This is a genomic window from Actinocatenispora sera, assembly GCF_018324685.1.
Lineage (GTDB): Bacteria > Actinomycetota > Actinomycetes > Mycobacteriales > Micromonosporaceae > Actinocatenispora > Actinocatenispora sera.
Map to the genome: position 1 here is coordinate 1623258 of NZ_AP023354.1, position 13516 is coordinate 1636773.

Consider the following 13516-nt stretch of genomic DNA (forward strand, 5'->3'; position numbering starts at 1 on the left):
AAGGGGCAAGGATGGGATCGCCACGCCCGATGACACGACGGTCGGTGCTCGCCGGCGGCGCCACCACGGCCCTGGCCGGCACCGGCCTGCTCGGCGGCTGCGGCACCGGCGTGGCGCCGCCACCGGGCCGGCCGGACCGCAAGCCGGGCGAGAAGGTGACGCTCAACTTCTGGTCCTGGGTGCCCGGCATCGCCGCGCCCGTCGACCTGTGGAACAAGCGCAACCCGGACGTGCAGGTACACCTGGACACCATCATCCCGGGCGGCAGCGGCGGGTACGCCAAGCTGCACGCCGCGGTGCACACCGGTGGCGCGCCGGACCTGGCGCAGATCGAGTACCACATCCTGCCGGCGTTCATGCTCGACGGCGGGCTGCTCGACCTCACCGGCTACGGGATCGGCAGGTACGAGCACCTGTTCGTGCCGTGGCAGTGGCGGCAGGGGGTGTTCGACGGTCGGGTCCGCACGGTGCCGCAGGCGTCCGGACCGATGGCGATGTTCTACCGCGCCGACCTGTTCGCCAAGTGGGGCATCGAGGTGCCGAAGACCTGGCCGCAGTACCGGGACGCCGCCGCGAAGGTACGCAAGGCAGACCCGGGCGCGTACATCATGGCGTTCCCGCCGGCGAACTCCGCCTACCAGACGGGCCTCGCGTGGCAGGCCGGCGCGCACTGGTTCACCGCGCGCGGGCAGAGCTGGCGGATCGACATGACCGATCCCGGCAGCACCCGGATGTGCGACTACTGGGACGAGCTGCTGCACGAGAAGCTGATCCTCGCCGAGCAGGACATGCAGTCCGGCTGGTTCGCGCAGCTGCAGCGCGGCCAGCTCGTCAGCTGGGTCGGGCCGCAGTGGGGTGACGCGCTGCTGACGGGCAACGCCGCCGGTACCGCCGGGAAGTGGCGGGTGGCGCTGATGCCGCAATGGGACTCCTCGCACCCGGCCGCGGCGAACTGGGGTGGTTCGTCGACCGCGGTGATGGCGAACTCGCGGTACCCGGAGGAGGCGATGCGGTTCGCGGTCTGGCTCAACACCGACCTGGACAGCGTCAACCTGCTCATCAAGGGCGGCTACGGCTGGCCGGCGCTGGACAACGCGTACCACCGCACGATCCTGGACCGACCGAACCCGTTCTTCGGCGGCCAGCGGTACAACGAGGTCTTCGCCGCGGCGGACAAGCAGATCGACGACAGCTGGCTGTGGCTGCCCACCACGGCATCGACGCTGGACCACCTGAACGCCTCGATCGCCGGCGCGGTCAACAGCCGCGGCAGGCTGATCGACGCGCTGCGCACCGCGCAGCGTCAGACCGTGGACGACCTGCGTGCCAAGGGGCTCAAGGCATCCGGCCCGAAAGAGGAGCGGTGATGGCGACCGGCAAGCGACGACGGCTCTCGCCGGGCATCGGGTTTCTCGCACCGTTCTGCCTGTTCTTCCTGCTGTTCTTCATCGTACCGATCGGCTACGCGCTGTATCAGAGCCTGTTCCGCACCGAGCGCACCGGGCTCTACGGCGAACTCGGCACCCACCAGGTGTTCGCCGGCTTCGGCAACTACACCACGGTGTTCGCCGAGGGCGCGTTCGTGCAGAGCGTGCTCCGGGTGCTCGGGTACGCGGTGGTGCAGGTGCCGGTGATGATCGTGCTGGCGACCGTGCTCGCGCTGCTGCTGGACGCGGCGTCCGCGCGCGGCGTGCGGTTCTTCCGCTCCGCCTTCTTCCTGCCGTACGGGGTGCCCGGGGTCATCGCCTCGATCCTGTGGGGTTTCCTGTACACGCCGGGGATCAGTCCGCTGGTGTCGATCGGCGGCCACCTCGGCCTCACCCTCGACTTCCTCGGCCCGACCACCGTGCTGTGGTCGATCGCGAACATCGTCACCTGGCAGTTCGCCGGCTACAACATGCTGGTGATCATCGCCCAGCTCAAGGCGGTACCGGGTGACCTGCTGGAGGCGTCCCGGATCGACGGGGCGAACGCTTGGCAGGCGATCTGGCACGTCAAGCTGCCGCTGATCCGGCCCGCGATCGTGCTCACCACCGTGTTCACCATCATCGGTTCGCTGCAGCTGTTCACCGAGCCGCTGGTGCTGCAACCGTTGACCGCCAACGTGACGAGCACCTACACGCCGAACATCGCCGCGTACGCGGACGCGTTTTCCAACAACAACTACAACTACGCCGCGGCGGAGGCGGTGTTGCTGGCGTTGATCGCCGCGATGCTGTCGTTCGGGTTCCTGCGGCTGGTCGGTGGCAGGAGGCGCGGATGACCGCCACGATGGAACGGCCGACCACGACCGTCCACACCAGACAGAAGCGGGGCCGGCTGTCCGCCGGGCCGCTGTCCACCCGGATCATCCTGACCGCGGTGCTCGGCCTGATCGCGATCTACTTCCTGGTCCCGGTCTACTGGCTGATCGTGTCGGCGACCAAGAACAGCACCGACCTGTTCGGCAGTTTCGGGCTCTGGTTCGCCCATCCGCAGCTGCTCACCAACCTCGGCGACCTGTTCTCCTTCGACAACCACATCTACCTGCGCTGGGGCCTGAACAGCATCGTGTACGCCGGGGGCGGCGCGCTGGTGGCGACCGCGCTCGCGGCAGGTGCCGGCTACGGCCTGGCCCGGTTCTCGTTCCGCGGCCGGGAAGCGGTGTTCAACACCGTGCTGGCCGGCGTGATGCTGCCGCAGACCGCGCTCGCGCTGCCGCTGTACCTGCTGTTCGCGCAGGCGCACCTGGCCAACTCGTACTGGGCGGTGCTGCTGCCGAGCTTCGTCAGCCCGTTCGGCGTCTACCTGTGCCGGATCTACGCCGACGCCGCGGTACCGCCGGGCCTGCTGGAGGCCGCCCGCATCGACGGCGCCAGCGAGTTCGCCATCTTCCGCCGGATCGTGCTGCGCATCATGTCGCCGGCGCTGGTGACCGTGTTCCTGTTCCAGTTCGTCGGAATCTGGAACAACTACTTCCTGCCACTGGTGATGCTCTCCGACACCAAGCTCTACCCGATCACGCTCGGGCTCACCTCCTGGCAGGGATTCGCGTCCCGGCAGCCGCTGCTGTACCAGCTGGAGGTCGGCGGCGCGCTGGTGTCGGTGATCCCGCTGATGATCATGATCGTGGTGCTGCAACGGTTCTGGCGATCCGGCCTGACCGAGGGAAGCGTCAAGGCATGACCGCTGACCTCGCGCGCGGGTCCGCTGTGGAGGTGGCATGAGCATCGACCGGATGGCCGCGGTACGGGCCAAGCTGGGCCGGATCGGCTACGGCGCCGACTACAACCCGGAGCACTGGCCGCGGGCGGTACGCGACGAGGACCTGAAGCTGATGGCCGACGCCGGCGTCTCGCTCGTCACCGCGGGCATCTTCTCCTGGGCCGAGGTCGAGCCGCGGGAAGGGGAGTACGACTTCGGCTACTTCGACCGGGTGCTGGACGGGCTGGCCGAGACCGGGGTGTCGGTGTGCCTGGCCACGATGACCGCGTCGCCGCCGCCGTGGCTGCCCCACCGGTACCCGGAGACGCTGCCGCGCACGGTGGACGGCACGGTCCTGTCGCCGGGCGGCCGGCAGCATTTCTGCCCGTCCAGCCCGGTGTACCGGGAGCACGCCGGCCGGCTGGTCGAGCAGCTCGCCACCCGGTACGCGGGCCATCCGGCGCTGGCCATCTGGCACGTCGGCAACGAGTTCGCCTGCCATGTACGGGCGTGCTACTGCGACGTGTCGGCGGCCGACTTCCGCCGCTGGCTGATCGAGAAGTACGGCGACATCGATGCCCTCAACGCCGCCTGGTCCACCACGTTCTGGGCCCAGCGGTACGCCGACTTCGGGCAGATCCTGCCGCCGCGGGTGGCGCCGACGTTCCCGAACCCGGCCCAGCAGATCGACTTCGCCCGGTTCTCCTCCGACGCGCAGCTCGACTGCTACCTGGCCGAGAAGGCGATCCTGCGCCGGCTCACCCCGGACGTACCGGTCATGACCAACTACGTCGGGCTGGTGCAGAAGGCGCTCGACTGGTACCGCTGGGCGCCGCACCAGGACGTCGCGGCGATCGACTCATACCCCGATCCGTACGATCCGCGGGCGCACGTGGCGGCGGCGCTCGGGTACGACCTGATCCGGTCGGTGCGGGGCGGCCAGCCGTGGCTGCTGATGGAACAGGCACCGTCCGCGGTGAACTGGCGGGAACGCAACGCGCCCAAGGCACCGGGCCTGATGCGGCTGTGGAGCTGGCAGGCGGTGGCGCAGGGCGCCGATGCGGTGGTGTTCTTCCAGTGGCGGCAGACCGCCGGCGGGGCGGAGAAGTTCCACTCCGCGATGGTCCCGCACGGCGGCACCAACACCCGCACCTACCGGGAGGTGCGGGCTCTGGGCCACGAGCTTGCCGCGGTACCGGAACTGCCCGGCACCACCGTGCACGCCGAGGTGGCGCTGCTGCACGACTGGAACTCCTGGTGGGGCCTGGAACTCGACTCGCACCCGTCCGGTGACCTGGACCTGCTGGACGCGCATCTGGCGCACTATGCGCCGCTGTTCGATGCGCACGTGCCGTGCGACGTGGTACCGCCGACGGCGGATCTGGCGGGCTACCGGCTCGTGGTGGTGCCCAACCTGTACCTGCTGGAACGGGACGCGGCGGCCCGGTTGGCGTCCTACGTGGAGGGTGGCGGCGCGCTGGTGGTGTCGTTCTTCACCGGCATCGTGGACGCGGACGACCGCGCCTACCTCGGCGGGTACCCGGCGCCGCTGCGGGGACTGCTCGGGCTGCGGATCGACGAGTTCTGGCCGCTGCCGAGCGGTGGCACCATCGGTCTGTCCGGCGCGCTGTCCACACCGGGCGGCCACGGCACGCTCTGGTCCGAGTGGATCGAGCCGGAGGGCGCCGAGGTGCTGGCCACCTTCGCCGGCGGCGAGCTCGCCGGCCGGCCGGCGATCACCCGGCACCGGCACGGCGCCGGCACCGCCTGGTACCTCGGTACCCGGCCGGATCCGGCCACGATGCGTGCCGTGCTGGACGCCGCGCGCGGCGCCGCCGGGGTCGAGCCGGTGCTGCCGAACCTGCCCGACGGGGTGCAGGCGGGGATCCGCGGCGATCACGTCGTGCTGCTCAACCACGGCATCGAACCGGCCGTCGTACCGCTCGCCACCCCGGCGCCGGACCTGCTCACGAACCCGTCGGTACCGCTGAGGGAGGTGCGGCTGGCCCCCCGGGGTGTCGCCGTCCTCCGCCGCTGAATCCCGCCTTGCGGCGCTGCGGCGCCGTGCCGCTGAGTCTGCGGTGAGCCGCCCGCAGTGCCGCCGAGCGGCCGGCCGGCCACCGCGGTGTCGCGGTCCGGTCGAGCTGGGCACGGCCGCTCAGCCGGTGACCTGCCGGCCGGCCCGGGCCGCCTCGATCGCGGCCAGGACCTCACCCAGCGGCCGGTTCAGCGACGCCTGCTGCAGCACCACCGGACTGCCGTACCTGCTGAGTTCGTCCCGGCCCTGCCGGCGCAGCCATGGCCGCATCGAACGGATCGTCGCCCCGGCATCGACGGGCACGATCAGCAGTACCGGCCGGCCGGGCGCACCGGGGGTGACACCGAGCCGCGCCGTGGCCACATCGGCCCAACCCAGCCGTACCCCCATCAGCGGCAGCCGGATGCCGTCGGGCTCGACGACCACCACCGGGATCCGGCAGATCGTGCTCAGCACCACCGGGTAGCCGAGCAGTACGACGAGCGCGGCCCCGAACACGAAGCCCAGGTACCGGACCGCGCCGGTGGCGACGGCGCCGAACCCGAGCAGGATCACCCCGGCCGCCAGCAGTGCGAGGTAGGCGGCGTTCGGACGTAGCTGGACCTTCAGTGGCATGGCGTCATCGTCGCGCAAGCGGCCCCGCGCCGCGATCCCGGCCCGGCGGTACGGCGGCGGGCGGATCCGCCGGCGGCGTCCGGCGGCGGCGTCCGGCGGCGTTCCGCGCGCTTCCGGCGGTCAGGGCCGCCGGGCGGTGCCGGAGCGGCGGGTGGTGATCGCCGCGACGACGAGGAGCGCCGCGAACCCGCTCATCACCACGGCGATGCGGTGCAGCCCGATCGCGGACGGGGGTTCCAGCACCAGCCCGATCAGCGCGGTGGACAGGATCGCCCCCACGTACCGGGCGGTCTGGAACAGGCCGGCCGCCATCCCCGTGCCGTCCGCCGGCGCCGCGGAGTAGAGCGCGGCCTGCAGTCCCATGTTGTTGAGGCCGTTCGGCAGCCCGAGCACGGCGGCCACGCCGAGGATGCCGACTGCCGGAGTGGCGTCGTGCAGCGTGAACACCAGCAGCGAACCGGCCAGCAGCCCGACCGAGCCGAGCAGCAGCGGCAGCCGCGGCCCGAACCGGCCGACCAGGCGTGCGGCGACCGGCGTCACCAGTACGCCGAGGGCGGCGATCGGCAGCATCAGCAGCCCGGCCTGCTCGGTCGAGTAGTGCCGGGACTCCTCCAGCCAGATCGGTAGGCCGTAGAACACCCCGTAGAACACCAGCTGGATGGCGGCCTGCTGGCCGAGCACGCCGGTCAGCGCGGGGCTGCGCGCGAAGCCGCGGACGTCCAGGAACGGCATCGGGGAGCGCAGCTCCCACCAGATCATTCCGACCGCGCAGACCGCGACCAGCGGCAGCAGTATCCACAGTGGATGGTGCGGCAGCGCGAGCAGGAATCCGAGCAGGCCCACCAGGGTGCCGCTGAACAGCAGGATGCCGAGCGGGTCGATCAGCCGGACCAACCCGGTGCGTGCGGTGCCGGCCGGCTCGTCGCGCGGCAACACCTTCAGCGCCAGGACCAGCGTTGTCAAGGTGAGCGGGACGTTCACCAGGAAAATGCCCTGCCAGCCGGCGAACGCCACCAGGAACCCGCCGAGTACCGGTCCGAAGCCGGCCGACGCGGAGTTGGCGACGGCGATGGTACCCAGCGCGCCGGCCGGCGGTGTCCCGGTGCCGGCGGCCCTCCGGATCAGCGCCAGGCCGGCCGGGAACGCCGCGGAGGTACCGATCGCCTGCAGCACCCGGCACGCCAGCACCAGGCCGAACCCGGGCGCGAACGGTGCCACCGCGCTGGCCGCGCACACCACCGCGAGCCCCACGCAGTACACCCGCCGGGGGCCGAACCGGTCGGCGAGGCGGCCCATCAGCGGCTGCCCGACGCACGCCGCCAGATAGAACCCGGACACCAGCCAGCTGGCGGTGCCGAACCCGACGCCGAACGCGTGCTGCAGGGAGACGAGCGCGACCGCGATCATCGACGAGTTCAGCGGGTTGAGCAGGGTGCCGAGCGCGATGACCGCCACGTACCGACGGGGCACCGCGACAGCCTTCACGATCGCCCAATCTAGTGTCGGAACGGTGAACCGGCGCCGGGGTGTGAGAAACCTCCACCTTCCGGTCGCCGCGGCGGCACCGCATCGGAGGTTCTGGCGGGATCTCCCCGAGGTCCGCAGACGAGGGGCGTGGGATGGCCGACAGCCCCTTCCGCCAAGGACCTCTAAGCTTGGGGGCATGCGGGTGACGGGTGTGAGCGAGCCGAGGCCGGGCAAGCCGAACGAGGATCTGCTGGCTCACCGCGGTGACGTCGTGGTGGTGCTGGACGGCTGCGGCGTGCCGGACAGCCTCGGCGGCGAGGTGCGGCGCGGTTGCCGGCACGGCGTGCCGTGGTACGTCCGTTCGCTCGCGGCGGAGCTCCTGGCACGGGCCGGCAATCCGGCCGAGACCCTGCCGGACGCGCTGGCCGGCGCGATCGAGACGGTCACCGCCGCGCACCGGGACGGATGCGATCTGTCCAATGTGGACACGCCGGCGTGCACGGTGACGATGCTGCGGCAGCGCGACGACGTGCTGGACCACCTGGTGCTGTCCGACTCGTCCGTGGTGTTCGACCGGCGCGGCGCCGGCCACGGCATCGAGGTGGTGTGCGACGAGCGGATCGCGGCGGTGCGACTGCCCGGCCCGCCGATCGCGCTGGACAGCCCGGCCCGCGCCGAACGCGACCGGGCCGGCAGCGCGGCCCGCTCGGCGCAGCTGAACCGACCGGGCGGGTTCTGGGTCGCCGCAACGGATCCGGCCGCCGCCCGGGAGGCATTGACCGGAACCACCCCGGTCACCGGCATCGACGGGGTGCTGCTCGCCACCGACGGCGCCACCCGGCTCGTCGAGTTCGGCGAGCTGAGCTGGCCCGCACTGCTCGATCTCGCCGCCGCCGACCCGGCCGAGCTGGTGCGCCGCACCCGAGCCGCCGAGGGCGCCGACCCCACCGCGATCCGGTTCCCGCGCGGCAAGCAGTACGACGACGCGACCGCCGCCTGGTGCACGTTCGACTGACCCGTGCCGGCAGGACCGGCGCGGCCGGCGACGGACCGGCCCAACTCCGCCGAGCCCGGCCGAACGGTCAGAACTCCTCGTGCACGTCCGGGTCGCCGCCCTGCCGGCCGCGCGCCAACCCGCTCAACGCCGCCATCTCCGCCCGATCCAGCTCGAAGCCGAACAGGTCCAGGTTCGCCGCCTGCCGCTGTGGCGACGACGACTTCGGGATCGGCACCGTACCCAGCTGCACGTGCCACCGCAGCACCACCTGCGCCGGCTCGACGCCGTGCCGGCGCGCAGCGGCCACCACCACCGGCTCCCGCAGCAGCGCGGCGGACCGGGCCAGCGGGCTCCACGACTCGGTCCGGATCCCGCGCACCGCATGCGCGGCGCGCAGCTGCTCCTGCGGGAAGTACGGGTGCAGCTCGATCTGGTTGACCGCCGGTGTCTCCCCGGTCTCCTCGATCAGCCGGTCCAGCTGCGCCACGGTGAAGTTGCTGACCCCGATCGACCGCACCAGGCCGTCGCTGCGCAGCGTCACCATCGCCCGCCACGACTGCACGTACCGGTCGATGCGCGGCAGCGGCCAGTGGATCAGGTACAGGTCGAGGAAGTCCAGGCCGAGCGCGAGCCGGGACGCCTCGAACGCCGCCAGCGTCTGCTGGTACCCGTGATCGCGGCCGCGCAGCTTCGTGGTCACGAACACGTCGGCGCGCGCCCGCCCCGCCGCCGCGATCCCGCGGCCCACCGCCTCCTCGTTGCCGTAGGCGGCGGCCGTGTCGATCAGCTGGTACCCCAGCCCCAACGCGTCCCGCACCGCCGTCGTCGCCTGCTCGTCCCGCATCGGGTACGTACCCAACCCGACCGCAGGCAGCTCCACGTCCGCACCGATCGCATACCCCGGCACTCGCCCCATCCCCCCACCCTAAGCCGCTATGGCACCTCTGTGCGCTGAGGTACACCCGAAGCGCCGGTGCCCGGCTGGCGCGCGCTCGCGCTGGCGGTCTCAACCCCACCCCTGTTCGCGCGCTCGCGCTGGCGGTGTCAACCCTTGTTCGCGCTGCGTGCGCTGCTGCGGTGTGAAGCGCTTCCCTGTTCGCCGCTGCGTGCGCTTTTGCTGTGGTGTAAAGGCCACCTCTGTTCCTTCTTTCACCCCTCGTGGGGGGAACGTGGGGAGCGGGCTTCGCCCCTCCCCACACCCCTCCCCGTCAAGGGGCAGTCGCCCCCTTGACAATCCCCCGTCGGAAAAACAGTGATCGGGTCCTGACGCCGCCTGGCCGTTTCGGAAGAACGGGGTGTCGGTGCGGCCTACCCATCGCCGCCAAGCCCGCCACGCCAACAACCAACCCCACCCGCCTGCGGGCCGCCGGGACGTGAAGCGAAGCGACGCGACGCGTTGCGAGGCGGGCGTTGCCGTGATGGGTAGGCCGGGCCGGTTCCCCGTTCTTCTTCGACGCACGCTTGGCGTCGATGGGCACCATCACCGGGATGGGTAAGGGGATGGCCAAGGGGAATCCCCTTGGCGGGGAAGGAGCGCGAGGAGGGGGCGAAGCCCTCTCCTCGCATTCCCCCACGCGGGGTTCAAGCGTGAACAGAGGTGGCCTTTACACCCGCACGCCGAGCGCGCCGCGGCAGAGGGAGCCTTCACCCCAGCACGCCGGAAGCGCAGGGTCGGACGGGGGTGGGCTTTACACCGCCAGCGCCGGACGCACGCCAGCCGTGCCCCGGCGCTTCGGGCCCACCTCAGCGTATAGAGGTGGTCAGAGGGCTCGGTGGTACTGGACGGGCCAGGCGGCGTGGGGTGCGTCCGGTGCGCGGAGAGCCCAGTACGGATCGCGGAGCATCGGGCGCCCGACGAAGACGGCGTCCGCGTCCCCGGCAACGAGTACCTCGGCGGCGGCGTCGGGCGTTTCGAGCAGCCCGACCGCGCCGACCGGTACGCCGGCCTGGCGCCGGATCTCGGCGGCGAGCGGCACCTGGTACTTGGGCCCGACCGGTACCGTCGCGTCGGCCGCGGTGCCGCCGGAGGAGACGTCGACCAGGTCGACGCCGCGGGCGGCGAGTTCCTTGGCGAACACCACGCTTTCGGCGAGCGTCCAGCCGCCTTCCACCCAGTCGGTGGCGGAGATCCGGACGAACAGCGGCCGGTCGGCGGGCCAGGCCCGGCGAACGGCGTCGACCACGGTCAGCGGCAGCCGCATCCGGCCGGCCAGGTCGCCGCCGAAGTGGTCGGTGCGCCGGTTGGCCAGCGGGCTGAGGAACTGGTGCAGCAGGTACCCGTGTGCGGCGTGCAGCTCGATCACGCCGAACCCGGCGTGCACGGCGAGTTGGGTGGCGCGAACGAAGTCTGCCACCAGCCGATCGATGTCCACAGTGGACATTGCTACCGGCGCGGGGGAGCCCTCGAACGCGATCGGCGACGGGCCGATGGTCGTCCAGCCGCCCTCCTGGTGCGGTACCCAGCCACGGCCGTGCCACGGTGCCCGGGTCGAGGCCTTGCGCCCGGCGTGCGCGAGCTGCACCCCCGGTACCGCGCCGGCGGCCGCCACCGCGGTCGTGATCGGCCGGTACGCCTCGGCGTGTTCGGGTGACCACAGGCCGGCGTCCAGGGGCGAGATGCGGCCGACCGGGCTCACCGCGGTCGCCTCGAACAGCACCAGCCCGGCGCCGCCGATCGCCCGGCTCGGATAGTGCGTGCGGTGCCAATCGGTCGGGAACCCGTCGTGCGACGAGTACTGGCACATCGGGGACAACCAGGCGCGGTTGCGGAACGTGGTGCCGCGCAGTGAGTACGGCCGCCACAGCACCGGCTCGACCCGCTCACCCACCGGTACCTCCGAATAGTTTCACAATCAACGAGCGAAACCTACTCGGATCCGCGGCGCCCGCAACAGGCCGGTGGGGTCCCGTGACGGTCGTCTCAACGCGGCCGCCCCACCCGGGTCGGGCGGGGCGGCGGCTTCGGGCCGGCCGCCGGCGGCGCGGACCGTCGGGTCCGCGCCGCGTTCCGGCCGAGGTCAGGGCAGCAGCCGGGTCGGAGTGGAGCGCCTGGCCGGGGCCGCCGGCGAGGCGCCGGTCAGCCGGGGCGCGGCGGTCGCGGCGCCGAGGTGGGTGGCGCCGGCGACCGGCAGCGCCAGGGTCGAGTGCGCCAGATCGACGGTGACCGTCGCGCCGGTACCGGACGGGGTGGTGTTCTCCTCGTCGGACAGCGAGAGGACCAGGCCGAGGCGGTGTCCGGCGGCGAGCAGCTGGTCCTGCGGCTGCAGGTGGATGGTGATCGAGTACCACCGGCCGGGGGTGACCGGCGTGTACCGGGTCAGCCCGGTGTGGTGCGCGGCATCGGTCCAGCCGCGGGACAGCACCCCGTAGTCGGTGGTCCGCACGATCTCGGCGGTGTCCAGGTAGCAGGCCGAGTCGTCCGCGGTGGACTCGCCCCAGCAGGACCGGGTGTCCAGGTTCTCGATCCCGCTCAGATCGTTGGCCAGGTAGTCGTCCCGGGCGGCGGTGCCGTAGTCGACCAGTTTCGCGGTCAGCTCGGTGTCCGGCTTGTCGGACCGGAACCGCAGCGTGACGGTCGGGGTACCGGACAGGTGGGTGGTGCCGGAGAACGCGGCGGACACGAACGCGGCCCGGTCGTCCCGCGCTGCGTTCGGGTCACCGACCGCCTGCGTCTCGGTCAGGTTCGGGTTGTCGGTCAGGGCGACCGTGCCGGACCCGCGACCGGCCCCGACGGTGCCGGCACCGCCGTCACCCGCACCGAGCCCGAGCCGTACCGGCCGGGCACCCGGCGCCGGGTAGTCGGCCTGCTGCTGCCACTGCTGCGGCGCCCGCTCGACCCGCACCCTCGGGCCGCCCATCACGCCGTTGTGGATGCCCTGCAGCCAGTAGTCGAACCAGCGGTGCAGCATCGTCATCCAGGCACCCCGGTCGATGTCGAACGGGTCGGTGTGCCCCTCCTGGTGCAGCCACAGCGTGCGCGGCACGTGGTGCGCAGCAAGCGCATGCCACCACCGGGAGAAGTTGCGGGCGAACACGTTCTGGTCGTTCAGGCCGTGCGCGATCAGCACGCTGGCCCGCACCTTGCTCGCGTCCCGGACGTAGTCGCGCGCCGCCCAGAAGTCGTTGTAGTCACCGGTCGCGTCGTCGCCGGCGGTGTTCAGGTCGGCCTGTACCGCGTCGCAGGTGCCGGCCGGCCGGCCGTTCACCGCGCTGGCCAGCCAGCCCGGGTAGTCGGTGGCGCGCGGCACCCCGTCCAGCCGCATGTAGTCGTACCAGCTGGAGATGCCGGAGACGGGCACGATGGTGGCCAGGCCGCGCACCCCGGTCGCGGCGACACCGTTGGCGAGGGTGCCGTCCCAGGACTTGCCGATCATGCCGACCCGGCCGGTGGTCCAGCCGGGTCGCGCCGTTCGCCCGTCCCGGTAGTGGGCCGTGCCGCGGCCGTCGAGCCAGTCGATGACCGCCTTGACACTGCCGATCTCGGCCGGCCCGCCGACGTCACCGCAGCCGGTGGACCGGTTGGTACCGACCAGGTCGACGGCGACGAACGCGTACCCGCGGGGCACGAAGTAGTTGTCGTAGGCGAGCGGCATCGACAGGATCGTGCCGTTCTGGTCGTACGTCTTCACCTGCGACTCGTTGCCCCGCCCGCAGCACGAGTAGTACGGCGAGGCTTCCATGATCACCGGCACCCGGGTCGCGGTGCGCGGCCGGACGATGTCCACCGCGATGGTGTCCGGCGTGCCGTCGTGGTCGCTGTCGAGGTGCGTGTCGACCTGCACGCTCTCCCGCACCGCGTCCGCGTAGGAGTAGGTGGGCACGGTCTGGCCACCGTGCACGTACGGCAGCGGGGGCGGTGCGGCGGCGGCCGGTGCGGTGAGCGCGCCGACCAGCGTCAGCAGCGCGGTGACCAGAGCGATCGCGAGCGTGGCGGCTCGGCGGGAACGACGGTTTTCCACGACATCTCCCCTCGACGGCGCGATCACACGGTATCGGGGTCGATGCCCCGAGGGAAGGACTGTGGAAAACCACCGCACCGAGCGGGGACTGCCGGGGTCGGATGGGGACAAATCTGTGGATAAGCGGGTGCGTTACCTGTGGACAACCGGCCGGGCTCTGTGGACAACTGTGGATAAGTCGTGCCGGCTGTGAACAGAGCCGCTGGTGCGCGCGAACCGTGGCTAGAGCACCGCGACGGCACGTACGGTTCAAGGAAC

10 protein-coding genes are annotated in these 13516 nt (G+C 71.9%); 5 read left to right on the forward strand and 5 right to left on the reverse strand.

What is annotated here, in order from left to right:
- The first annotated feature begins 29 nt into the window (after positions 1–29).
- Genes Asera_RS07760 through Asera_RS07775 form a run of 4 tightly spaced genes read left to right on the forward strand, consistent with a single transcriptional unit; the run spans position 30 to position 5221 of the window.
- The gene (locus tag Asera_RS07760) at positions 30–1367 is read left to right on the forward strand and encodes an ABC transporter substrate-binding protein (protein ID WP_035297522.1); all 1338 of its coding nucleotides are present in this window, start codon (positions 30–32) and stop codon (positions 1365–1367) included.
- Positions 1367–2263 (forward strand): carbohydrate ABC transporter permease, encoded by an 897-nt coding sequence (locus Asera_RS07765; protein ID WP_035297525.1) that lies wholly within the window; start codon positions 1367–1369, stop codon positions 2261–2263. The genes Asera_RS07760 and Asera_RS07765 overlap by 1 nt, the downstream gene beginning before the upstream one ends.
- The gene (locus Asera_RS07770) at positions 2260–3165 is read left to right on the forward strand and encodes a carbohydrate ABC transporter permease (protein ID WP_084132120.1); all 906 of its coding nucleotides are present in this window, start codon (positions 2260–2262) and stop codon (positions 3163–3165) included. Before Asera_RS07765 ends, Asera_RS07770 begins: the two co-directional genes overlap by 4 nt.
- A 37-nt stretch (positions 3166–3202) precedes the next feature.
- A complete protein-coding gene (locus tag Asera_RS07775; protein WP_035297526.1) occupies positions 3203–5221 on the forward strand; it encodes a beta-galactosidase in 2019 nt (672 codons plus the stop codon).
- A 120-nt stretch (positions 5222–5341) separates the two neighbouring features.
- Here Asera_RS07775 and Asera_RS07780 read toward each other — a convergent pair whose 3' ends face one another.
- Positions 5342–5836, reverse strand: a complete 495-nt coding sequence (locus Asera_RS07780) for a hypothetical protein (RefSeq protein WP_030447741.1) — start codon at positions 5834–5836, stop codon at positions 5342–5344.
- Between the two features lie 120 nt (positions 5837–5956).
- Positions 5957–7321 carry an MFS transporter gene (locus Asera_RS07785; protein WP_051802584.1) on the reverse strand — a complete coding sequence of 455 codons (1365 nt, stop codon included), beginning with the start codon at positions 7319–7321 and terminating at the stop codon, positions 5957–5959.
- Positions 7322–7514: 193 nt separating this feature from the next.
- Between Asera_RS07785 and Asera_RS07790 the strand changes: the two genes are divergently transcribed.
- Positions 7515–8318, forward strand: a complete 804-nt coding sequence (locus Asera_RS07790; RefSeq protein WP_051802585.1) for a protein phosphatase 2C domain-containing protein — start codon at positions 7515–7517, stop codon at positions 8316–8318.
- 67 nt (positions 8319–8385) lie between these two features.
- Here Asera_RS07790 and Asera_RS07795 read toward each other — a convergent pair whose 3' ends face one another.
- The 3 genes from Asera_RS07795 to Asera_RS07805 all read right to left on the reverse strand — a co-directional run bounded on the left by Asera_RS07795 (position 8386) and on the right by Asera_RS07805 (position 13258).
- A complete protein-coding gene (locus Asera_RS07795; protein WP_030447744.1) occupies positions 8386–9216 on the reverse strand; it encodes an aldo/keto reductase in 831 nt (276 codons plus the stop codon).
- 844 nt (positions 9217–10060) lie between these two features.
- Positions 10061–11128, reverse strand: coding sequence for an NADH:flavin oxidoreductase/NADH oxidase (locus Asera_RS07800; protein WP_244843781.1), 1068 nt, complete (start codon positions 11126–11128; stop codon positions 10061–10063).
- 189 nt (positions 11129–11317) lie between these two features.
- The gene (locus tag Asera_RS07805; RefSeq protein WP_030447746.1) at positions 11318–13258 is read right to left on the reverse strand and encodes a Xaa-Pro dipeptidyl-peptidase; all 1941 of its coding nucleotides are present in this window, start codon (positions 13256–13258) and stop codon (positions 11318–11320) included.
- Positions 13259–13516: the final 258 nt, after the last annotated feature.